General features: G+C 46.4%; 21 protein-coding genes. 6 read left to right on the top strand and 15 right to left on the bottom strand.

The features are described 5' to 3' along the window. Window positions 1–41: 41 nt before the first annotated feature. Window positions 42–995, bottom strand: a complete 954-nt coding sequence (locus tag G9G54_RS16320; protein ID WP_165178865.1) for a helix-turn-helix transcriptional regulator — start codon at window positions 993–995, stop codon at window positions 42–44. A 106-nt stretch (window positions 996–1,101) separates the two neighbouring features. Between G9G54_RS16320 and G9G54_RS16315 the strand changes: the two genes are divergently transcribed. Then, complete coding sequence (locus G9G54_RS16315) at window positions 1,102–1,641, top strand: dihydrofolate reductase family protein (protein ID WP_069079825.1); 540 nt, start codon at window positions 1,102–1,104, stop codon at window positions 1,639–1,641. An 81-nt stretch (window positions 1,642–1,722) separates the two neighbouring features. Here G9G54_RS16315 and G9G54_RS16310 read toward each other — a convergent pair whose 3' ends face one another. The 3 genes from G9G54_RS16310 to G9G54_RS16300 form a co-directional block, all read right to left on the bottom strand. Beyond that, window positions 1,723–3,018, bottom strand: coding sequence for an ABC transporter substrate-binding protein (locus G9G54_RS16310; protein WP_165178864.1), 1,296 nt, complete (start codon window positions 3,016–3,018; stop codon window positions 1,723–1,725). 222 nt (window positions 3,019–3,240) lie between these two features. Further along, on the bottom strand, window positions 3,241–4,077 hold the full coding sequence (locus G9G54_RS16305) for a carbohydrate ABC transporter permease (protein ID WP_025721894.1): 837 nt from the start codon (window positions 4,075–4,077) through the stop codon (window positions 3,241–3,243). Further along, on the bottom strand, window positions 4,078–4,959 hold the full coding sequence (locus G9G54_RS16300; RefSeq protein ID WP_025721893.1) for a carbohydrate ABC transporter permease: 882 nt from the start codon (window positions 4,957–4,959) through the stop codon (window positions 4,078–4,080). Between the two features lie 208 nt (window positions 4,960–5,167). Between G9G54_RS16300 and G9G54_RS16295 the strand changes: the two genes are divergently transcribed. Continuing rightward, a complete protein-coding gene (locus G9G54_RS16295; RefSeq protein ID WP_165178863.1) occupies window positions 5,168–6,982 on the top strand; it encodes a sensor histidine kinase in 1,815 nt (604 codons plus the stop codon). 7 nt (window positions 6,983–6,989) lie between these two features. Then, window positions 6,990–8,624, top strand: coding sequence for a response regulator transcription factor (locus G9G54_RS16290; protein ID WP_165178862.1), 1,635 nt, complete (start codon window positions 6,990–6,992; stop codon window positions 8,622–8,624). Here the strand turns inward: G9G54_RS16290 and G9G54_RS16285 are convergent. From G9G54_RS16285 to G9G54_RS16275, 3 genes are all read right to left on the bottom strand, one after another. After that, window positions 8,590–9,177 carry a GNAT family N-acetyltransferase gene (locus tag G9G54_RS16285; protein ID WP_061830002.1) on the bottom strand — a complete coding sequence of 196 codons (588 nt, stop codon included), beginning with the start codon at window positions 9,175–9,177 and terminating at the stop codon, window positions 8,590–8,592. The genes G9G54_RS16290 and G9G54_RS16285 overlap by 35 nt on opposite strands. A 112-nt stretch (window positions 9,178–9,289) precedes the next feature. After that, the gene (locus G9G54_RS16280; protein ID WP_165178861.1) at window positions 9,290–10,414 is read right to left on the bottom strand and encodes an NADH-dependent flavin oxidoreductase; all 1,125 of its coding nucleotides are present in this window, start codon (window positions 10,412–10,414) and stop codon (window positions 9,290–9,292) included. Window positions 10,415–10,660: 246 nt separating this feature from the next. Then, a complete protein-coding gene (locus G9G54_RS16275; protein ID WP_165178860.1) occupies window positions 10,661–11,611 on the bottom strand; it encodes a bile acid:sodium symporter family protein in 951 nt (316 codons plus the stop codon). Window positions 11,612–11,853: 242 nt separating this feature from the next. Between G9G54_RS16275 and G9G54_RS16270 the strand changes: the two genes are divergently transcribed. After that, window positions 11,854–12,609, top strand: a complete 756-nt coding sequence (locus G9G54_RS16270; protein WP_165178859.1) for a tryptophan-rich sensory protein — start codon at window positions 11,854–11,856, stop codon at window positions 12,607–12,609. A gap of 98 nt (window positions 12,610–12,707) precedes the next feature. Here G9G54_RS16270 and G9G54_RS16265 read toward each other — a convergent pair whose 3' ends face one another. Both G9G54_RS16265 and G9G54_RS16260 read right to left on the bottom strand, forming a co-directional pair. Next, window positions 12,708–13,772, bottom strand: coding sequence for an undecaprenyldiphospho-muramoylpentapeptide beta-N-acetylglucosaminyltransferase (locus G9G54_RS16265; RefSeq protein ID WP_185156310.1), 1,065 nt, complete (start codon window positions 13,770–13,772; stop codon window positions 12,708–12,710). 127 nt (window positions 13,773–13,899) lie between these two features. Continuing rightward, window positions 13,900–14,280 (bottom strand): RidA family protein, encoded by a 381-nt coding sequence (locus G9G54_RS16260; protein ID WP_061830007.1) that lies wholly within the window; start codon window positions 14,278–14,280, stop codon window positions 13,900–13,902. Window positions 14,281–14,543: 263 nt separating this feature from the next. Here G9G54_RS16260 and G9G54_RS16255 point away from each other — a divergent pair, with 263 nt between their 5' ends. Next, on the top strand, window positions 14,544–15,071 hold the full coding sequence (locus G9G54_RS16255) for an RNA polymerase sigma factor (RefSeq protein ID WP_165178857.1): 528 nt from the start codon (window positions 14,544–14,546) through the stop codon (window positions 15,069–15,071). Next, window positions 15,068–16,336, top strand: coding sequence for a DUF4179 domain-containing protein (locus G9G54_RS16250; RefSeq protein WP_165178856.1), 1,269 nt, complete (start codon window positions 15,068–15,070; stop codon window positions 16,334–16,336). The genes G9G54_RS16255 and G9G54_RS16250 overlap by 4 nt, the downstream gene beginning before the upstream one ends. A gap of 77 nt (window positions 16,337–16,413) precedes the next feature. On the opposite strand, the gene G9G54_RS16245 is transcribed toward G9G54_RS16250, so the two are convergent. From G9G54_RS16245 to G9G54_RS16225, 6 genes are all read right to left on the bottom strand, one after another. Next, window positions 16,414–17,133 (bottom strand): NAD(P)H-binding protein, encoded by a 720-nt coding sequence (locus G9G54_RS16245; RefSeq protein WP_165178855.1) that lies wholly within the window; start codon window positions 17,131–17,133, stop codon window positions 16,414–16,416. Window positions 17,134–17,179: 46 nt separating this feature from the next. After that, complete coding sequence (locus tag G9G54_RS16240; RefSeq protein ID WP_165178854.1) at window positions 17,180–18,625, bottom strand: ATP-binding protein; 1,446 nt, start codon at window positions 18,623–18,625, stop codon at window positions 17,180–17,182. 173 nt (window positions 18,626–18,798) lie between these two features. Next, window positions 18,799–20,301, bottom strand: a complete 1,503-nt coding sequence (locus tag G9G54_RS16235) for an HD-GYP domain-containing protein (RefSeq protein WP_165178853.1) — start codon at window positions 20,299–20,301, stop codon at window positions 18,799–18,801. Window positions 20,302–21,086: 785 nt separating this feature from the next. Further along, entirely contained in the window at window positions 21,087–21,395 is a 309-nt protein-coding gene (locus G9G54_RS16230; protein ID WP_023986779.1) for a hypothetical protein, read from the bottom strand. A 99-nt stretch (window positions 21,396–21,494) separates the two neighbouring features. Further along, entirely contained in the window at window positions 21,495–21,617 is a 123-nt protein-coding gene (locus tag G9G54_RS26045) for a hypothetical protein (RefSeq protein WP_257785344.1), read from the bottom strand. Between the two features lie 338 nt (window positions 21,618–21,955). Further along, window positions 21,956–22,285: a hypothetical protein gene (locus G9G54_RS16225; protein WP_023986776.1), complete on the bottom strand. Its 330-nt coding sequence runs from the start codon at window positions 22,283–22,285 to the stop codon at window positions 21,956–21,958. Window positions 22,286–22,397: the final 112 nt, after the last annotated feature.

Genomic DNA, 22,397 nt, shown 5'->3' with positions numbered 1-22,397 from the left:
TTCATGTGGTTAACTATAAATAAGAGAATCAATTTACAGGATTAATTGTCTTTTTCTTCATCATCTGCTTTTGCATCCTTCAGATAAGGGTTCAGGCTGTCTTGCAGCAATTCCTTGACCCTCATCCGCAGTTCTTTCGGATATATGACCTCGGCCTCTGGCCCGTATTTTAGCAAAAGTCGTGACACATATCTAAACTCTTCGACCGGAATATATCCCTGCCATTCCTGACCCTGCCCTTCTTGATGGGAGACACTTTGGAAGAGAGCATCTGATCCGGCCAGCCTGGCACCCAATGCGGTAAATTTTATTTTGGTTGGAATTCCTATACGGGAATCCTCCGAAGCCAACCATTCCTGAAGTGTGGGAAGGCTGTCCAAGGTTTCCTCCAGCATCGTTATTGTGATCACCCGATCTGAACGGTACAGAATGATGCGATCTCTGCTATGCGCTGGCATATACCAATATCCGTGATCAAAATACAGTCCAATCGGATATACTTCAGTCCACTTTTCACCGGAAGCGGAGCGGTAATGCATGTTCACCCGGCGCTTATTCAACGCAGCCTCCAAAATGATTGAGGTGTAGGGTGACTCTGCGTGAGTGGGTAGCATACGAAAAGAAATGTACTCCTTTAATTGATCAATACTGTCCTGCACATCCTGTGGAAGCTCGGCATAATAGTGCTCGGATACATGTCCACGAACCGAGCCAAAAGGGATATCTGGAATGTTCTCCAACAGTTGCAGCATGAGGAAAAGACCCAGAGCCTCGTCGCGAGCAAGATGAAGGGGAGGAAGAAGCCGATTGGGGAGTGCCCGATACCCGCCATGAGGACCCATTTCGGTATAAAGGGGTAACCCGGTCTGCTGCAAATAGTCGAGATCTCTTTGTATCGTTCTGACGGAGACACCAAAACGTTCAGCCAACTCACGCGCCGTATATTTTTTTCGGGAATCCAGTATCCTCATAAGAGCAATCCTGCGTTCGTTCATAAGGTACCCCTCGATTCAAAAATTAATTTAAAATGAACGTTTAACTACGACATACTATGTCATAAATACATTGTAACATTAGGATATAGAAAGGAGTGAATGAACTATGAAGGATTTGAAATCAAACGCAGTTGTGCTGTATATTGCCATGAGTCTCGATGGGTATATCGCTTTGCCGGACGGTTCGGTGGACTGGCTGTATGATGTTAAAGGGGATGGCGGGGACAATGGATATGCCGACTTTTACGACACCGTTGGTACAGTGCTGATGGGCAGGCTGACGTATGAGGAAGTATTGAAGCTCTCAGATGATTTCCCTTATGCTGGAAAGCCATGCTATGTGTTCACACGAGCATTAACGGAGCAACAGCAGGCGCCACATGTTACATTTACGGACGAAGCTCTGACTGAACTGGTTCCACGTCTACAAGGACAATCGGAAGGTGCGGTATGGCTAGTCGGTGGGGGCCAGTTAGTTCAGGCCTTCTTACAAGCTGGACTGCTGGAGAAAGCTATCATTGCGATCATTCCCAAAGTGCTTGGACAAGGAATACCGTTATTTCCAGAGGGAACGCTACCAAGTACGTTTGAACTCCAAGAAATAGAACGCCGCGGGGATATTGTTCTTCTCCATTACCATATATAATTAATTTTGCAAAAAAGCCTTCATATTTCAGGACCATACAATCTCCCTGAAATAAGAAGGCTTTATCGCGTGCTTTTGTTCTTATTTGGTCTTCAAATTATCCCATGTTTTCTGGAAATCCTCGAATAGCTTCCCGGCATCCGATTTACCTGCCACATAAGCTTGCATCTGACTTCCGAATTCTTGCTGTGCTCCTTCAGGATAGCGGCTAAAGAACCAGCCCAACAGTTTGTTTTCCTTACTGTATTTCACCACTTCCGCACCCAGTTGGCCCATATCAGCCTCTGCCCCTTCGATGCTCTTGAATGCTGGAATAAACTTGAATTCCTTGGTGATATACTTTTTACCCTGCTCGGATGTCACCATCCAGTTTAAGAACTCCTTCGCCTCGGGTTTGACAGTCGAATTTTTATTAACCACCCAGTTGTTGGCGACACCTACAAACAGCTTATCTCCGGCTGTTGCGTCTTCACCAATCGGCATAGGTAAAATACCCAGATTCAGCTTCGGATTAATACCGTCAATTTGGACCTGAGTCCAGTTCCCTTGCTGCATCATGGCAGCCTTTCCAGTGGCGAAGTTCGTTACCTGCGTGTTGTAATCGGTCGTGAGCGGCTTCGAATTGCCATACTTCATTGTCAGATCAAACAGCTTAACCCACTCGGCGAATACAGCGTTGCCCGGAATCTTTGCAGTTCCATCATTCAGTCCCTTAACGAAGGCCGAAGGGTCTGGCTGATTGGCAAATGCCACGTTCAGCAAATGATTGCCCAGCACCCAAAACTCCTGATATCCATTAGAAAATGGAGTTATCCCTGCGGCTTGGAGCTTTTGCGCAGCTCCCTCCAGTTCGGACAATGTTTTAGGGGGCTCCGTAATCCCCGCCTTCTTGAACAAATCCTTGTTATAAATAAAGCCGTACCCCTCCAGATTCATCGGCTGTCCATACAGCTTGCCGTCTTTGGTCATCGGTTCTTTGGCGACATCAACCACATCGCCAACCCAAGGCTGGTCAGACAGATCCTCCAAATATTCAAGCCACGTATCCAGCTCGCGGTAACCTCCTACGTTAAAAATATCCGGCTGCTCCCCGGAGGCGAACTTCGCCTTTAACGCCGCTCCATAGTCACTGCCCCCGCCCACGGTCTGAATATCGAGCTTGATCCCTGGATGAGACGCTTCGTATTCCGCTTTCATGCGATTTAGTGCTTCTGCAATCTCTACCTTAAACTGAAAAATGTGAATTGTTTTTTCCTTCACTTCCTCTTTGCCTGCGTTTTGTCCGCCACTGCTGTTACAACCTGCCAAAACCAGGGCAAAGGCCGCGAGAAGCAAGATCAGTGCTTGAGCTTTCTTTTTAAAAGTATGCGTTTTCATTTTCATGTTCCTTTCTATTCTAAATTCATATCAGATGAACTCGAAAAATTCATGTGGAAACGGAGCAAACGGAATGGTGCTGAACAAGCGATAGCGCTCGCCTTTGTCTCTAGAATCCCACCTTTATTCGTTTATTCAGGGGAATCTGGAGGCAACAGCGATGGTAAGCACCATCCGTTTGCGGAGTGGCACACCGTGTACATTTTCAGCTCATCGCCACACTCAACCTTTGACCGAACCAGCCATAATACCTTGTATAATATATTTTTGCATGGCCAGAAAGAATACAATGACTGGCAGGATGCCCAGCACCAGAGCAGGCAAAGCCAAATCCCACTGCTTCGTGTATTGTCCAAAAAAGGCATAGGTCGCAATCGGAATCGTGCGCAGTTCAGCCTTTTGCAGTACCAGAGAAGGCAGGAGATAATCATTCCAAATCCAGAGCGTATTTAAAATAATAACAGTTACCATCATCGGCAGCATCAACGGATACACAATTCGGAAAAACACTCCGTAAGGCGTACATCCGTCCACCGTAGCTGCTTCTTCCACCTCGACTGGCACACCTTTGACGAATCCATGAAAGAGAAAGATCGACATAGGGGCTCCAAATCCCAGATAACAGATTACCAGACCACTTATACTGTTCATTAAATCCAGTGTACTTACAACCTTGACCAAAGGAATCATCACCGATTGAAAAGGAATGACCATGGCAGCTACGAACAGGCTGAACAACACTCGATTATAACGCGTCGGACGCCGGACCATTCGGTAAGCAGCCATTGAGCTGATCAGTACGAGCAGTAGATTACTAACTACCGTAACTACAAGTGAATTCCATAAAGCTTCGGGAAAACGCGTGATGCTCCACGCTCTAGCGTAGTTGCTCCATACAAAGGTTTGTGGCCAGGCCGCAGAATCGGTGAGCAGGTCACCAAAGCTTTTGACCGAATTCACGAATAAAAAGTAAAACGGGACGAGGAATAACAATGCGACGAGGATCATCACCATCTCGGTCGCCCATGTTCCAAAGCGGTAGCGCTTGCTTGTTTCCATTTACGCTTCCACCTCCCGACTTTTCGTCAGTCGTACCTGAAGGCTCGTAACCAGAGCAACAATGATAAAGAAAATGAGTGCTTTAGCTGTTCCCAGCCCATAACGATTATTCACAAACGCTTCATTGTAAATATTGAGTGCAACCGACTCTGTGGACCCGAAGGGACCGCCCTTGGTCAGTGACAAATTGAGATCGAACATTTTGAATGACCATGATATCGCCAGGAAAAGACATACCGTAACGGCAGGCATGATCAAAGGAAGTATAATCGACCGCAAAATTTGCATCCGGCTTGCTCCGTCAATTTCGGCTGCTTCCAGCATATCGCGGGGCACATTGGTCAGGGAAGAGATATAAATAACCATCAAATACCCGGCAGTTTGCCAGATAAACACGATTACAATGCCCCAGAAGGCCGTGATCTCATCTCCCAACCAGGACAGGTTGAAGAAGGACAAGTTCGTGCTCTCTCCGATTGCTGCAAATCCCTTGACGAAAATAAACTGCCAGATAAAGCCCAGCAACAGACCTCCGATCACATTAGGCATAAAAAAGATGGTCCTGAGTACATTTTTTGTTTTCAGCGGTTTGGTTAGAAAATACGCCAGCAGAAAGCCAAAAATATTCGCAGCCACCACTCCTACCACCGTAAAACGGACCGTAAACCAGAACGCTGTCCCAAATTTGTCATCATTCCATAAAATGTGACTGAAATTATCCAGCCCGACCCACTTTGCCTCATTGGCTACCCCATTCCACTCTGTAAAAGAATAGTACATTCCGAGCATAAAAGGGATTACAATAATGATAACGAAAAATAACGTCGACGGCCCTACAAAAATGCATTGCTGGAGCCATTGCGACGACTTGGCGCGATTCAATCCGATCCCCCCCTTTTGTTGTCTGTTGGTGTCTGGAACGCTCCCTTACGGCTTTCTTTCAGCAGCATGATGCTTGGGCCGTACGGATATGCGATTCACATGTTCATTATGTCGAATAAGCGCTCTGGAGAACACGTAGGATCGTGAACCATTAGGGGGGAAAATATTGACCTCTGGCTCGCCTTGAATTGTGAAAGGAGCTCACTGCATGAAATTTCACAGTATTCGTTCCCGCCTGATCTGGTTTTTGCTCATTGCGGTCACTCTGCCGCTACTGCTGTCGATGACTATGACCTTCGTTCTCACCAAGCAATCCTTGCGGGAGCAGGCCACACAAGAAAATGAACGGCTTATTTTTCAGGGAATTACGAATCTGGATAACTATTTACAGGGACTGAATCGTGCGTCCATCGGAGTCTATAATGACCCCCATTTTCTGCGTAATCTGGCCAAAATTCCAGATGATTACCGGGCCGTCGCTGAAATTTACACCACACTGCAAACGATGATGAATGCTTCGGCAGGCATTGACCAAGTGTATTTGCATTCTTTTGAGGCTGGGCAATCCACGTTGATTACCAGTACAGTCCCGCTACGGGAATTCCGACTGGAGCCCTTTACTGGTTCTATTCATTACGGCCCTTCTGGACTATTCATACAGCCTTCGCACATGAAGCATTTGTACGGCTTTTCGGCGGTTTCCTATGCGGAGCACAGCACAAAGCAGCAGGTATTTACACTTCATCGGGCGATTCGGAACATTCCTGCCTCAGAGACACTTGGGGTACTGGCTATAGATGTTGATCTGGAGCCGCTGCGCAGTATTTGCCGTCAATTGTATGATGCGGATACAGAAGAGCTGTTTTTGATCGATCGGAACGGAACAATCATATATAGCGGAAAAGAAGCAGCGATTGGAACGCACTGGAAGGAATCTGACCTGCTTAATCGAATTTCTAAAGAAGGCGAGCACGGAGTGATTGAGGATGATACGGCACTGCACGTGTACGGCAAGCTGGATGCCAACCTGTCAGGCTGGACGCTCGTCAAGAAAATTCCACATCGTACGCTGTATTTACGGGCTACCCGCCTGACTCAGATCAATGCGGTCATTACAGGCGCAGCATTGCTACTTGCCATTGTTGCCACGTTATGGATTTCGATAAAAATCACGGCACCTATTAAGCGACTGACTCGCTACATAAACCAGATTCAGTCCGGTCAACTGGATGTAGACATTCGGGCCATGAGTAACGATGAAATCGGAGTACTGTCGCGCCGTTTCAGACAGATGATGGATACCATCAATAACCTCATTTTACAGGAATACAAGCTGGAGCTGGCTAACAAGACACATCAATTGAAAGCGCTTCAGGCACAGATTAATCCTCACTTTTTATATAATACGCTACAGTCTATTGGAACCCTGGCTCTACAGCATGAGGTACCGCGAATTTATTCGTTGCTCTCTTCCCTTGCCAAAATGCTGCGCTATAATATGAGGGACCATACGGTCGTTACACTTAAGGAAGAAGCCGAACATGTAAAACAATATCTTGATTTACAAAAGGAACGCTTCGGTGAGCAATTAGAGGTTACTTACCGGTGGGAGGATGAGGTCCTGAATGATCGGGTGCCTAAAATGATTCTCCAACCGTTGGTGGAAAACTACTTTAAACACGGTGCCGATCCCCGGCTGGGGCCCGGTGAAATTCGCATTACAGGCAGACGAATCCGGGAAGGCATTGTGAAAATAACCGTGGAAAACAACGGAACTTCCATTCCACAGGCCGAATTGGAGCAGCTCCAGCATATGTTAAAACGTCCGCTGAAAGCCTACGAAGAGCCGGACACTAGCGAGCAGGATTCCATTGGCCTCCGTAATGTTCTATTGCGTATTCAGCTTCACTCGGAGGATGGTTCCAACACCCTGTGCGTAGACAACATCCTGCCTCATGGTGTCCGTTATACACTCGAAATTCGCACTGAAGCCCCTGCAGAAATTCATATTAAGGGAGAGTGATCTGTCAATGAAAGTCCTGATTGTGGATGATGAGAAGCATGTACGCCATGCCATTCGGATGCTCGTACATTGGGAAGCGTGCGGTGTGAGCGAGGTACTTGAAGCTGAGTCGGGCGATCAGGCGATTGAGGTCATTACCGCCCTTTCCCCACCCGTTGTACTTACGGATATGCGGATGCCCGGCAAGGATGGAGTAGCACTGATGGAGTGGATTCAAGTGAATTCCCCAGCAACCCGAGTTGTGGTGGTCAGTGGTTATGATGATTTTGACTTGGTTCGACAGGTCATCCGCCGGGGAGGCATGGACTATATTCTTAAGCCCGTAGATCCAGTGGAGATTAACGAGGCTCTAAATAAAGCCACTCAAGCCTGGCGGACAGCGGAGCAAGACCGGAACAGGCAGACGATGCAGGCCATGGAGGTCAACCGGATGAGGCCGCACTATGCTGACAAGCTCCTGACTGAGATCGTTTCCGGTATAGCGAGTACCCCTCTTTCCATTACGCCCTTACGTGAGGAGTTACGTCTTCCCGCAGCTATTCAGATATGTAATGCAGCTGTGATGAGTACCACGCAGCTGGATGCCGATATACTGGACAAATATAAAACGCGTCGTGCGCTTTTGAGCTTTTCCCTGATTAACATCTGCAACGAATTTCTTGGAACTTCTCAAACCGGAATTGCATTCCGTCATCTGGAGCGTATGGACGAAATTATTCTGCTATATTGGGGCGAGCCATCTCGTTGGCCGCTGCTCTTGCAGGATATTCACACAGGGATCAAAACGGCTTTGCGGTGTTACATGCACATCGGGGTTGGCTCTTATGGCTCTTTTGGCGCTTTTCCCATAGCGGCAGCCACTGCCTACCAAGAGGCACGGCAAGCGTTGTGGAAACGGGATGTGTTGCAAACCGCCGACTGGATGCACCAGAGTTCCCAGACACGGCAGAACATTCGTCTTCCCCAGTTGCCTGAGATGGAAGAAGAGCTACGGCTTAGTGCGCTCAGCTGTAATGCCAATCGTGTGTCGATAGCGGTAGGCCACTGGATAGCAGCCGTAGCCGAGCTGCCTTCGGTGACAGCAGAGCAGCTAGCCAGTTGGAATCAGGAGTTGGACTGGATGCTGGCCCGTTGGCTGAATGACAGACCCGGAGATACCGATGGCGAGGAACTGGCAGATGAGTCTGGCTCCATTCATGCATTGCCGGTCGACAACCGTGGCATGCTTTCCCTGCCCTTATGGCAAAGACAGGTTGAAAACCGACTGCTAGCAGCCGGTCAGGCACTTACACCAAACCATAGCCCAAACAACCCGACCATCCGTGATATTGCCCGCTATCTGGATGCACACTATGACGAGGACATTTCTCTACAGGATATGGCGAGCCGCTTTTATCTCAGTCGGGAATATATTTCACGTAAATTCAAGCAGGAGTACGGGGTTAATCTGTCAGACTATTTGTGTCAGATCAGGATGAGCAAGGCAAAACTATTGCTGCTGAATGACAAGCTGCGCCTTCATCATATTGCCGGTATGGTCGGGTATCAGGATGAAAAATATTTTGGCAAGGTGTTCAAAAAACTGGAGGGGGTCACGCCCGGCGAATTCAGAAAACGCCATTCTGCAAATCCTCAGCCGTGACCGCATACAACACGTGATCTTCCCACACACCATTAATCTTCAAATAGTTGAGAGCCAGCCCTTCGCGGCGAAATCCTGCCTTTTCCATCACTCGATTGGAAGGCGTATTTCTTGGCATCACTCCAGCTTGAATACGGTGTAATTCCAACTCATTTAAGGCGTAGCGTACAATATCCTTCACTGCGGAAGTGGCATAGCCTTGTCCGTGGTATGCAGGATCTACAAAGTAACCCAGATTGGCGTTTTGAAAGGGGCCTCTAGCGATACCCGACAGCTCCATTCTGCCGATCAGCTTATCATTTTCCGGCAAAAAAAGTCCAAACGTATATCCCTGTCCGGCTTGTGCCGCTTCCAAACCGTTAGAAATCAGACGCGCCTGTTCTTCCAGCGTAAAGTAAATTTCAGGTCGTTCTGGCTCGAACGGTTTGAAAAAATCAAAATTTTCACGTCTGATCTCTAATAAACGTTCTGCATCACTTACTTGTAACAATCGAATCTGTAGCCCCGGATGGGTGGACTTTATCAAAATGGCGCCATTAGCTTTATGTAACATTGTCATTTTCCTTCTTTCTCAGTTATTCCTATATTATTGTGTTCACGGTCATGAGACAGGAAAATACCCCAGGTGCATGAGAGCAGCCTAGGGTATCTCCATCATTCAAAATTTAGTCCGTAACAGGCATCCAGCCTGGAAGGGTCGTCAACGCACCCCACAAGTAGTCAGGAATGACTAGCTCCTGCTGGGCTTGCTTGGATAATGTCGTGCGAATGGTATCTTCTGTGCCGTTTTGTACCTTCTGAACCCATTGTGGCTCCATCAAAAGCGGACGTCCCAGCGATACAAGCGGTACACCTGTCTCCAGTGCTGCAAGCGCTTCGTCCGGTGTATTCAGCGACCCGACTCCCATAATCGGCACACGGTTACCTACCTTCTCATGGATGAGAACCGTACGTGACCGTTCGTCACTGCGGTCACGGAATGAACCACCGAAGAAATGATTTACGGAAATGTGCAGGTAATCCAGCCCTTGATCCGCCAGACGGTCTACAAGCACCATCGTATCCTCCAGCGTAATGCCTGGTGTGTGTCCTTCCTCAGGAGACAAGCGGTATCCAAAGATGAATGGCCGCTTTGCATGTTCTGCGATCACTTTCTTCACTTCGTGAACAACCGCCAGCGGAAAGGTCAATCGTTTTTCAAGACTTCCTCCCCATTCATCGGTACGAAGATTGGAGTGCGGGGAGAAGAACTGCTGGACCAGGTAACCGTTCGCTCCGTGAAGCTCCACACCATCATAGCCTGCTTCAATCGCTCGGCGAGTTGCTTCGCCATAGGCACGGATGACGCGGTGGATATCATCGGAGGTCATTTCACGCGGCACAGGCGCACCTTCTTTTTCCTCGGCTACTGCGCTTGCACTGATCGGCTGTCCATCTGGAATTTGATCTGGTGGACACAGGCGGCCACCATGATAAATTTGCAGGATCGCTTTTGCGCCTTCTTGATGAATCGTATCCGCCAGACGACGCAGGCTCGGAATCATTTCATCCTTGTCCGCACCGAACTCATTAACAAAGCCTTTGCCATCTGGAGTTACATACACACAAGCGGTAATAACCGCGCCCACACCACCGGAACGTTCACGGTAGTATGCCAGCTCCTGGTCACTGACTTCACCATTTTCGTGGGAAGCAAAGTTAGTCATAGGTGCCATGGTAATACGGTTCTTCAACGTAACACCGGATGGCAGGGTAAAAGCTTCAAATAGAGACTTATATTTTGGGTTCATTCGTTCTCTCTCCTTCAGTTTAAATCAGATCAGATAATATAAGGCTGTTGAGCATGAAGCCGAATACGATGCAGTTTTCCTTCCATAACGAACTTAAACTCCTGTTGCTTACTTAAATACAGTGGTTGTAATAACCACAGTATAAAGATCCGCAACTACAAAGTCAAATCTATCCTTTCTGACCTTCTCTAAACTGTTCGAAGAAGCTGAACCGCAGCTACTTATCACAAGCCACTGACAAAGCTTTTAATGGTTCCCGGCTGTGCTGTTCTTCTCCTCCCGGCGGGAAAACCAGGTCGCGAGCAACGAGCCGGAAATATTATGCCACACGCTAAAAATCGCACTTGGTACAGCAGCAATCGGGTTAAAGTGAGCTGCTGCAAGCGCAGCGCCCAGTCCGGAATTCTGCATTCCCGTTTCCAGCGTAACAGCTTTACGCTTGGAAAGATTCATACCGAATAGCTTGGCAAACCAATATCCAAGCAGGAACCCGATACCATTATGCAAAATAACCACACCAAAAATAATCGGACCTGTCTCCAAAATCTTGCCTTTGCTGCCTGCAACCACAATAGCCACGATGAGTACAATCGCCAGTGTTGATATGAGCGGCAGCGCCTGAACACTGGCTTCTGCCTGTTTGCGAAATAGCGACTTAACGATAACACCCAGCACTATGGGGACAATAACTACGATGAGAATATCCATGATCAGCGACTTCGCATCAATATTCATCCAACGTCCAGCAAGCAGGTTAATCATCGCCGGAGTAGCCAGTGGAGCAATCAGCGTTGACACCGAAGCAATCGACACGCCCAATGCCACGTCGCCTTTGGATAAGAGCGTCATTACGTTGGAGGCAGTTCCACTCGGACAACAGCCTACCAAAATGACACCTACCGCAATATCCGGTGGCAGCTGCAATACTAATGCCAATCCAAAGGCCAGAAACGGCATAATCAGATAATGCCCGACCACACCAATAGCCACATCCACTGGGCGCCGGAATACTTCACGAAAGTCAGCCGCAGATAAAGTTAATCCCATCCCAAACATGACCATGCCCAGAAATAACTGTATGTATCCTTTCAACCCTGTAAACGCCGCAGGAAAGAAAAATCCCAAGCATGCAAATAAAAGTACCCAGATGGAAAAGGTTCCTCCTACAAATTTCCCTACTTTCTCCAAGCCATTCATTCTACTTATCTCCTTACTTCTATATAAGTTGAATCTGAGGAATTTCAGCTTATATAGTGCTTAAAATTTTCACCATTGTACTACATATGACTGCATATACATACAACTTTTTATGATTATACTGGGATCAAGAAACTTTTTCCCGTTAGGACATATTCGAAAGCAAAGTGGGTATATTCATAATAGAAGTTGTGACCAGTCGGTCATTTTGGATCATCATTCGTTGAGGAGGAGATATCCCTATGTCACGAAGTCATCCGTATAAATGGTGGAATATTATTGCATTTATCGCTGTCGTTCTCGTTAACATTCTGGCTTCTACACTTCCTATCGGCGGCAGAAGCACTGCTGCTGTATCCAACATGTACCCTACCTTGATCACACCAGCGGGTTATGCTTTTTCCATCTGGTCGGTCATCTACGTACTGCTCGCCTGCTTTGTCGTGTACCAAGCTACACCTACAGGGCAATCCAAGACAAGCGTTCAGTCCATCGGTATTTTTTTTATTCTAAGCTGTCTCTTCAATATCATCTGGATTTTCCTCTGGCAGTATGTATACGTAGAGCTGTGTGTCATCGTCATTATTCTATACTTACTTTCCCTGAGCGTCGTGTATGTACGTACCCGCACGCCGCAGCCAACCCTTGGAGAAATGTGGTTCGTCAAGCTACCGTTCAGCCTCAATCTCGGTTGGGTATCCATTGCTACTATTATCAACATTGCAGTGGCACTGGAAAAGAATGAATGGAGTGGCTGGGGACTCAGCGATACGACATGGGCGATTATTATCCTGCTCATAGGCACCGCATTGGCGATCATGGTCAGCTTCCCTTATCGCGACAGCATTTATCCTCTCGTATTTGTATGGGCCTATGTCGCCATCGCCGTCGAGCATCCGAACAATGAAAATGCACGGCTAGCCGCATTGATCTTGGCGGCAATCATTCTGGTGTACGCGCTATGGCTATTCTTTGCCCGTAATCGAGACCGGGATTAAAGAAAACGAATATGATCTCTAGCAAGAACAAGCGAGTTTAGGTCTGAATCATCTAGCCCAAGCTCGCTTGCTTTGTTTATTCATTTTATCCAATATGATTAGGTATAGACTTTAATCAAATCTATAAGCTTGCTTGTCGAGTGATCTGCATTTGTTTTCTTCATATTGAAAATGTAATCCGACCTTTTTTCATACATACGAAGAATCATGTCAACAAATCGTTCAGATTCCAACTCTTCTTCTTCTAAAAACTCGCAAAAGCCTTGTGCTTTAAATGATTTTGCATTTAGAATTTGATCTCCCCGGCTGGCCGCTTTTGAAAGAGGGATTAATAGCATAGGCTTCCGCAGCGTCAAGAATTCAAAAATGGAATTTGAACCCGCCCTAGAAACAACCATATCTGCCATCGCCATAACATCCGCCAGTTCATCGTTTATGTATTCAAATTGCTTGTAGCCATGCATATGAATGGAATGATTCACTTGGTCTTTACCACAAATATGCACGATTTGAAAATGAACGAGCAAATCCTCTAAATTCATCCAGACCATCTCATTGATCTTCTTGGAGCCTAAACTCCCACCCATGATCAGAATGATCGGCTTATTCCGAGTAAAACCGCAATAGGTCAAACCTTTGGCTGCCTTCCCATCTTTTAGTTCATCTCTCACAATAGCACCTACATACCGAGTATGCTTAGAGCGAAAGTACTGAGTGGTTTCAGGAAAGGTAGTACAAATTTCTGTAGCAAATGTGCTGGAAATCTTATTAGCTAATCCAGGGGTAATATCTGATTCATGAATGATTACAGGGACTTTATTCAACCACCCAGCCAATACCACAGGAACCGAAACAAATCCGCCTTTTGAAAAAATAACATCCGGTTTTTCTTTACTTATAATCCGGTACGCTTGAGAAATCCCCTTCAGTACTTTAAAAGGGTCCTTAAAATTATCCCAATCAAAATATCTACGCAATTTTCCAGTTGAGATACTGAAATAACACACATCTTCTAGTCCGGAAATCAATTTTCTTTCAATCCCTTGTTCAGAGCCTATGTATTGGACACTCCAATGTTGTTCCAGTAAGTGAGGAATCAAAGCTAGGTTTACTGCTACATGTCCTGAAGAGCCTCCACCAGTCAAAATTATTTTTTTATTAATCATCTCCACCTCCGCTCTGTATTTTAAAAGAACAAAACACATTAAATTTGAGCAAACGGGTGTCTCTATTTAATAGGGACACCCGTTTGTCATGCAAACTTTTTATTTTATGAACGGATCTTTCAGACTATTCGCCCTTCAATGCAATGACTTCAATCTCTACCAGTGCATCCTTAGGCAGACGAGCTACCTCCACCGCACTGCGTGCTGGGTAGGGTTGTTCAAAGAAAGAACTGTACACCTCATTGACGCTGACAAAATCGTTCATGTCCTTCAGGAATACAGTCGCTTTCACAACCTGGTTCATGTTGCTGCCTGCCTCTTCCAGAATGGCTTGTACATTGCTCAAGGACAGGCGTGCCTGCTCCTGTACATCCTTACCAAACTCACCTGTTGCCGGATTCAGTCCAAGCTGTCCCGAAGTGTAAATAAACCCGCCTGCCTCTACCGCTTGGCTATAAGGGCCGATAGCACCGGGTGCTTTTTCAGTAGCAATTGTTTTTTTCATATGGGTTGGATTCTCCTTCCTGATACTGGTTCACCGTATTATAGCATGTGCAGTCCAAAGCCACTATTCCGTGCGACGGAATAACGCACAGGGTTTCTTTTAAGACACCTCATTGGGAAGGTGCTATATTTTTTTATTTCCGCTGTAACCTTTAGCATCTATGTATCATCTAACTCCTATAACCAGCTACAAAATAAATTTTATAAATCCAGATACAGGTACAATGAACATAGCTAGTATAGACGGGAAAGGGGCACCATCCTTTGAATCTCGAAACAAACTTACACCAAGCAAGGCAGGGAGACCGCAAGGCATTCGTCGCCTTGATGAAACATATGGAATCCGATATGTATGGCATGGCGCGTTCCATTCTTCGCAGCAATGAAGATTGCGCGGACGCGATGCAAGAAGCGATGCTCAAGGCATACCAGTCTCTGGGTGAGCTGCGTGAACCTCGTTATTTTAAAACATGGCTGCTTCGTATCCTCATTAATGAGTGCCATCTCATTATCCGCAAGCAAAAACGGATCTTACCCGTGGCGGAATTTATAAAGGAACCCTCCACCTCGGGCGGATATGAAAAAATCGAACTGCGCGAGGCCATCGACCACTTGGAGGAATCCATGCGAACCGTAATTTCCCTGCACTATTTGCGCGATATGCCGATCAGAGAAATATCAGAGGTACTGGATGTATCAGAGGGGGCCGTCAAAACACGATTGCACCGTGCTCGCAGAATATTAATGGACCTGCTACAAAATCGTGGAGAAAGGAAGGTGACCTTTCAATGAGCCCTTCAGAGATTGAGAAACAGAATCAAGAGCTGGATCGGAAATTACAATCAGAAAAAGTAAACTTGGACGCAGACACGGTAATGATTCCCGATTTGGTAAGAGAACGCTTAGATGCATTTTACACACAAATGGAATCGGATGGGGGGCCGTTATCCAAGTCTCCTTCCTTACATCGACCGGGCAAAAAATTTCTCCGGGGAACCGCAATTGCCGCTGCTTCTGCGGCTGTCATTAGCGTTATGATCATCGGTAGCGCCTTTGTTTCGCCTACAATGGCAGAATCATTAAAGCAGGTCCCCCTTGTAGATAGCGTGTTCAAGCTTGCTGGGGATCTCGGGCTGCAAACCGCTGATCAGAAAGGATTGGCAACTTCCTCGAATCTCAGTGTTACCCATAGCGGTATTACATTAAAGGTACCACAAATCATATTTGACGGGACACGCTTGGTCGTGGCGTTGGAAAAGAGCGGCGGAGATTCACAACATCAAACCCTATATCCGGCGATCCAAACGCAAGGACAGCCCGAAGAGGACATTCTGGAGAAAGTGGACCTGTTCATCAATGGGACATCGGTCAATAGGAATAACGGCGCCTTTAATTTCATGTATGGCCGCCCAGGCAAAGATAGTAATTCTATGCTGATTGCGTATATGCGTGACCCTGCCAGTGGTAAACCCGCCTTACCAGATCAGTTTGAGCTAGAGATATATGCAAAGTTAAAAGGTGTAGCCGAGCCGTTTCGCATACAAGCCACGGTTCACAAAACTAAAATAAATAACAAGATACTTCAGCTGCAAATGAGTAAGTCTAATCCGTATCTTGCATTTATGGCAGAAAAGGTAGAAATCACACCCATCACGACCAAGATCACAACGTCATTCAAAATGCTGACCGATATTGCACATATGCCGGATGATTACACCGTGGAGCGAGAGTACAATGACATCAAAAACGGACAAACGATCCAGTACACCAAAAAGGAATTGGATATGCTTGATTATGCTGTATTCGACGAGCAGGGAAGAGAACTCCAACTCCTAAGCGGCTCTGGAGTTCCCCTTACCAAAGAACGTAACAGCAAAATGATCACCCTTTTTACTCCTTTTGTGGACACTCCCCAGAAGATCATCTTCAAGCCTTATATCTTGCCAACACAACCAGGAGGCAGTGCCCTACTCGATGCTAATGGCAACTGGACACGTCATTATATTGATGAATTAGAGATTACGATAGATGTGTCGCAACATACAAACCGCCAATAAAACACAAATAACGCCGCTGCTGCCCGAATCATCGGGCAACAGCGGCGTTATTGTCATTTTAAACCCTAGCCGTGGTTTTACACGTTCTCATCAGGAGCTGCTCCTGTACCGGGTTTCTCATCATCGGATGTTAGTTCTCCTCCGATGACTCGAATGATGTCGTTCGGATAAATATGTACGCCGCTCGCCTGCGCGAGAGCAATTCGTACCATGGCTCGTGCGATGACCGGGGCCGGGATGGCGCGGTAGGAAGCGAGCTTGCCCGTCATCAGGCCGTCCAGTGCCTTCATGACAACAGCGGCAGCGGCTTCACCCAAACGTCGTTCAGGTCTCGCGCCCAAAATCAGCGACGGACGGAACAAATGCAGCGCAGGCAATCCGACAGCAGCAAGCGCCTCTTCAGCCTCACCCTTGGTGCGATTATAAAACACGCGTGAGTCTGGATCGGCACCCATCGCAGAGACCGCAAGCATCTGTACCGCTCCAGCTTCTTTGCCCAACTGGGCTGTCAGCACCGGGTAGTCTAGATCCACCTGACGGAACTGCTCCTTGGAGCCCGCCTTTTTCATTGTTGTCCCAAGGCAGCAAAAAACATCATCCACCCCTTCGAAGGCGAACGCCGCTTTCTGCGGCTGTTCCCAATCGATGAGCGCCTGCTCCAGCTTGGGATGCTTGATGTCCAATGGACGTCTGCCCATAACCATGACGCGGTTGTATTCCTTTTGCACCAGCAGCTCTCGTACAACATAACCCCCGACAAGCCCTGTTGCACCCACAACGACCGCTTTGCGTTCCATGATAGACCTCCTTTGTGCCATAGCGCTCCTGCTCCTACAATTGCGATTAGGTTAATTTAAACGGCTGTTCGTCCGCCTCCTTGCTTTTGGACGGACACATAGGTAGGTACAGGGAAAATGTACTTCCCTTGCCCTCCTCACTCTCCAGACGGATAAACCCGCCCAACAAGCGGGAAAAATCACGGCTGATGGACAATCCCAACCCAGTTCCTCCATATTTACGATTAATGGAACCGTTCGCCTGCTGGAATGCCTCAAAAATAACATGCTGCTGAAGCTTGGAAATGCCGATGCCCGTATCTTTTACAGCAAATACAACCCAATCTCCCTCTTGTCCCTTTCGATCCAAATGTTGTGTGCTGATTTCCAGCAATACACGTCCTTCATGAGTGAACTTAAAAGCATTGGACAACAGATTACGCAAAATTTGCTGTACGCGTTTGGAATCAGACCGGATTTCATTCGGTATAGGCTCATGCTCCTTCAAGCTGAATTCCAGATTTTTATCCTTCGCTGTGACTTCAAAATGCATCATCATCACCTGCGCAATCTCACGTACACTGACTGGCTCACTTACGATTTCCATGTGCCCAGCCTCGACCTTGGATAGGTCCAGAATGTCGTTGATCAATTGGAGCAAATCATGCCCGGAGGCATAAATTAGATCACTGTACTGGTCTAGCTCGTCCTCATCCAGATCTTTTCCCTGCTCGTTGATAATTTGCGCCAGATTAATGATGCTGTTAAGAGGTGTACGTAACTCATGCGACATCGTTGCCATAAAATCCGATTTATATTGGGAAGCCATCATCAGTTGCTTGGCACGTTCCTCTAGAATGACCTTTGCCTTCTGCAACTCATCTCGCTGCTCTGATAACAACTCATTCGCCTGCTTAATCTGATGATTCCGCTGTTGCTCCATCTGAAAGTCACGTAAAATCAGAGCAAATAAAAAACTGAGAACGATGCCGATAGGCAGTGTAAGAGGAACAACCTCCGCTACATAATAGCGCCAGGGAATGACGCCTAGACAGGCAATATTTAACGTATTTACGATATTAACCGCTAAAATGGTTACCGATGCCTTGATAATCAAACGCCAGGTGGAACGGCGCATCCAGTAATTCAATCCGGCGCACAGGACGCCCAGAATGCTCATATTCAAAAAGCCGACCCACGCCGCCGTATGCAGGCCGAAGGTAAATCTCGTAAGTCCGATTGCGACCCCAATAATAATAAGCGTATAAGAGCGAGGATACACCAACGCCGCGATAATCAGCGGTACGAAACGCAGATCAAAAATAACTGTTTCACTAAAGTTAAAACCAAAGCAAGAGCTGACCCATCCGCCAAATATCACTAGCAGCACCGAGCTGACATATTTGAACCGCGAAGAGGTACGACTCAAACCATATTTATAAATCACGTTCGCCACATAGGCAACGGCAATCAGCATCCCTAAATTCATTAAAAACATCATTGAAAATTGCATGGACTCACACTCCCATAGCGCAAAAAATTGGATGCCAGGCCTATGTTAACCGCGTCTGCCTTTCTTGTACATCATAACATGAAGCCCCATCTTTCGACATGTCAAAAGATCTTATATCCGTATATAAAAAAAGCGAACCTCAATGGCTCGCCCTAGTGCTGATACCTATAGAGTCAGCTTGTGATGCCTTTGTTCCGGCGCCACTCTTTGACAAATAATTCGGCAAAATAAGGGTCCCATTGGGTTCCCTTTCCCTCTTCCAATATCATAACCGCCTTCTCTTCCTTCATACCTTGCCGATAGGGACGATCAGACGTCATCGCATCATAAGCATCCGCTACAGCAATGATTCGCCCGAATAAGGGGATATCTTCCCCTGCGAGCTGGTCAGGGTATCCCTTGCCATCATAACGCTCATGGTGCGAGCGCACGCCGGGCAAATAAGGGGCCATAGCATAAGCCGGCTCAACTTGCCGGAGAATGCTCTCTCCCATAACCGGGTGCATTTTAATCTGATCAAACTCCTCGTCCGTCAGCTTGCCGTCCTTGAGCAGCACAGCGTCAGCCACGCCGATTTTACCGATATCATGCAGCAAGGCTGTTTTGCGCAGCAAGTCGAGGTCCGTCTCATTCAAACCTCCCTTGCGCCCAATGAGTACGGAATATTCAGCTACACGCAAAGAATGTCCTGCGGTATAGGCATCTCGCGCATCCAGTGCTGCCGCCAAGGTGGCGAAGTAACTGTCCAATAGCTGACCGTTCTTTTCTTCCCGTTCCTTCAGGCCCTCGATCATCATGTTAAATCCTTCGACCAGCTCCGCAAATTCGTCTGAATACAAATCGCTGGCATTACTGTTCAGGCGGCCTTCCTTCACTTCATTCATTTTTTCCAGCAGATGGTGGATCGGCTGTTCGATCTCACGGGTCAACAACCTTCCTCCCAGATAAGCAAAGGCTACACCAAAAATTAAAATCGTACCCGCCCAAGCCCAATAGGAGCTAGAATCCGTCGCCTCCAAACGTTCCAGGCGAATCTGTGTAGCTAAACAAAATAAAAATAAAGGAAAAGCACCAATGAGCGTCGCGCTTAACTGAAATTTATGCCGAAGCGATAGCAGGACTCGTCCTCGCAGGGACAGGTTTATTCCATATTGCTGGTAGGTTCGATCACGAATTTCCTCCAGAAGCGGTTTGATTGCTCTCATTGTCAGGAAAAATTCAACCAATGCGTGCATGGAAGCGACCAGACAAGCTCCTATACAGGCGATTCCTACATAATAAAAGGGAAAAGTAAGTTGTCCACTATGTATCATCCATAGCGCAATAACGGTTGCCGGGATAGAGAAGCCTAACAAATGCGGTCCAACAATACGTAAAACTGACAAATTAGGCAGATGATGAACCCGGATATACACCGCTTCTACATCCTTAAGCGTTTCCTGGTTACCTAGAAAAAAACGATGAACGGGTCTCAAATGCATTCGAAACACTATGATTTCACAAGCAATCATAATGACGCTGGAAAATGCAATAATTTTTACAAGACCCAGAATTTCATAGTGGGCTACATTTAACGTGGAAAATACAAAAATCATACCTACCAACAATACAGCGATAAACGAACCTATAATATAGTTCAGGATAACATGCTGAATAAAGCGCTTATAGGTCGGCAAATTGCTACCCCTCTTTTCATCCGTACACTCTAAAATATCTTGTGTATTCAATATCGGAGTCCAACCATCAAAAGTTTACCTTCTTGCTCGAGCATTTTACATAAATACGAGGACGGCTTTTAATCTGCAATTTATAGATGGAAAATCATCTTATTCTTAATTAAGAAACTCGCGAGGGAAGGACATTTTAGACAACATTTTTTCCAGTCTATCATCAAAAAGCAAAAAATGACTTGTGTTTTATAATCATTCTTGCTATACTATTAGAATATGTATTAACCCCATAAGATTCCACGCAACAAGCTATTACTCCTAATCACCGTATGGAGCTTCTCCAAATTTTATGTATAACCCTAATGTAGAATTTTGAGCTTTTGCCGAAGATTTTCACATTCACACTGGCGCGGTCATCGGAGCCGCAAGGACGAAAGAGAGGTAGGGCTTTTGTCGTTTGGAAAATGAACAGTGGAATCACACTGCCCCTTATGAACATGCTGACCATATAATGCAAGGTAGCAGGGGTTGAATATATATTATGCCATCAAACGATGAAGTTTGAGCAGGCCGTGCAGTATATGCAAACTGCACCATCCTCCGGATGATCCCCGGGGGATTTTTCATATACGGAAAGCATATCTATGAACAAAAAAGTGGCCCTGCCGATACATCGGCAGGGCCTATAGCTTGATCAAAAAGGGGTTAATAGGGTCATTATAGTCTCGCTTTCTTAAAACTAAATGATATGCACCTTAAAAACTCATTAATTTTCCAGTTTTATATACCTTCTAATAATTCGTCCAATATTCTGTACCATCGGGCGGCATCGTTTGCGTAGTGGAACGTCTTGTTTCCGCTTGGGTGCGCCTTTGGGTCGAGGGACGTTCCCACCCTTCCAGTAAAACAACATGCTGAGTACCTGAATTGTTTTCCCAAGTGATGTAACGCTCCTGTTCCATATGTCGCAAGGCGACTGTAATTTCAGCGTCTCGCTTGCCTGTTTTTACGGTCAATTCCGCCATTGTGGGCATGTGGCGATGCTGGGCGAAATAATTATACAAAATACGTAGCAGCTTTCGTTCCAAATCTGGCAACATCGTCTTCCCTCCTACAAAGAACATATGTTCCCATTATAACATATAAAAATGCACCCTCCTACTGGAAGATGCATTCGGGCTTGTATGCCCATGTTGAATTTAGTTTTTTTCCTTCTCCTGACGACCAATAGAGCGTAACCACCAGGCGATTCCACCAACACTTCCAAGTGCCAGAACCGTTAAGAAAATAATATAGAACAAATGAAATGCACGATCACTCATGGCAATCGCCTCCTTACTTTATGTATACACTTTCCAGCTAAGCCTGTAAACCTCTTTTTAGTCCCACATTCTAATTTTCCCCAAGCCCTCGACAATAGATACTTGCTTGAGATCCATCGGTACATACTAACTCAAAGTGGTTAATACCAAATATGAGACAGACCAAGGAGGTTATTGAATATGAAATTCCTATTGATCGTGATCATCGTCGTGCTGATCGTTGTATTGCTTATGAGAAGACGCAGATAAGCAGAGACATCCTCCATCGTTAAAAAAATACAAAAAAAGGCTTTCGGCACATCACCGAAAGCCTTTATCCATCTGAGGTTAAGGCTAAATTACGCCTTGTTCTTCTTGTTATATTTAATAAAGGCAATTACAAGCGCTACAGCAAACAATATTCCGCTGACCACCCATGTTGTCAGAAATGCCATACCCAAACCGACATTAGACCCCATCGTCGGGTGATTCATTGCAGTAAACACTGATCCCTGCATCATAAATATGGTACAGAACAAAACAACGGGCGCTAAAATAATCGTGCTTGCTGTCTTCCGAGTACCAGATACTGCGATCACGCACAGAGCGGAAATCACCAAGATCACCCAATAAATAACTGCTTCCCAAATCACTGAAGTGCCCACCTGTTCAACCTCTTTTCTATCCATTCGTATATGCCTATTCTATTGTAACAGACGTCACACAGTGAACCAAGCCATAATTTGATCAGAAAAGGGGTAAACCCTGCGAATAACGTAAATAATGTACAGTAGCGATCCT

It is taken from the genome of Paenibacillus sp. EKM212P (genome assembly GCF_011066115.1).
Lineage (GTDB): Bacteria > Bacillota > Bacilli > Paenibacillales > Paenibacillaceae > Paenibacillus > Paenibacillus polymyxa_B.
Note: the sequence above shows the minus strand (reverse complement) of the source record. Positions and strands in the feature narration are given on the sequence as shown.

Bases quoted from the DNA above. Each gene is read 5' to 3' on its own strand.
- G9G54_RS16320 (WP_165178865.1), bottom strand. From the start codon at position 995: ATGAACGAACGCAGGATTGCTCTTATGAGGATACTGGATTCCCGAAAA.
- G9G54_RS16315 (WP_069079825.1), top strand. From the start codon at position 1,102: ATGAAGGATTTGAAATCAAACGCAGTTGTGCTGTATATTGCCATGAGT.
- G9G54_RS16310 (WP_165178864.1), bottom strand. From the start codon at position 3,018: ATGAAAACGCATACTTTTAAAAAGAAAGCTCAAGCACTGATCTTGCTT.
- G9G54_RS16305 (WP_025721894.1), bottom strand. From the start codon at position 4,077: ATGGAAACAAGCAAGCGCTACCGCTTTGGAACATGGGCGACCGAGATG.
- G9G54_RS16295 (WP_165178863.1), top strand. From the start codon at position 5,168: ATGAAATTTCACAGTATTCGTTCCCGCCTGATCTGGTTTTTGCTCATT.
- G9G54_RS16290 (WP_165178862.1), top strand. From the start codon at position 6,990: ATGAAAGTCCTGATTGTGGATGATGAGAAGCATGTACGCCATGCCATT.
- G9G54_RS16285 (WP_061830002.1), bottom strand. From the start codon at position 9,177: ATGTTACATAAAGCTAATGGCGCCATTTTGATAAAGTCCACCCATCCG.
- G9G54_RS16280 (WP_165178861.1), bottom strand. From the start codon at position 10,414: ATGAACCCAAAATATAAGTCTCTATTTGAAGCTTTTACCCTGCCATCC.
- G9G54_RS16275 (WP_165178860.1), bottom strand. From the start codon at position 11,611: ATGAATGGCTTGGAGAAAGTAGGGAAATTTGTAGGAGGAACCTTTTCC.
- G9G54_RS16270 (WP_165178859.1), top strand. From the start codon at position 11,854: ATGTCACGAAGTCATCCGTATAAATGGTGGAATATTATTGCATTTATC.
- G9G54_RS16260 (WP_061830007.1), bottom strand. From the start codon at position 14,280: ATGAAAAAAACAATTGCTACTGAAAAAGCACCCGGTGCTATCGGCCCT.
- G9G54_RS16250 (WP_165178856.1), top strand. From the start codon at position 15,068: ATGAGCCCTTCAGAGATTGAGAAACAGAATCAAGAGCTGGATCGGAAA.
- G9G54_RS16245 (WP_165178855.1), bottom strand. From the start codon at position 17,133: ATGGAACGCAAAGCGGTCGTTGTGGGTGCAACAGGGCTTGTCGGGGGT.
- G9G54_RS16240 (WP_165178854.1), bottom strand. From the start codon at position 18,625: ATGCAATTTTCAATGATGTTTTTAATGAATTTAGGGATGCTGATTGCC.
- G9G54_RS16230 (WP_023986779.1), bottom strand. From the start codon at position 21,395: ATGTTGCCAGATTTGGAACGAAAGCTGCTACGTATTTTGTATAATTAT.
- G9G54_RS26045 (WP_257785344.1), bottom strand. From the start codon at position 21,617: ATGAGTGATCGTGCATTTCATTTGTTCTATATTATTTTCTTAACGGTT.
- G9G54_RS16225 (WP_023986776.1), bottom strand. From the start codon at position 22,285: ATGGATAGAAAAGAGGTTGAACAGGTGGGCACTTCAGTGATTTGGGAA.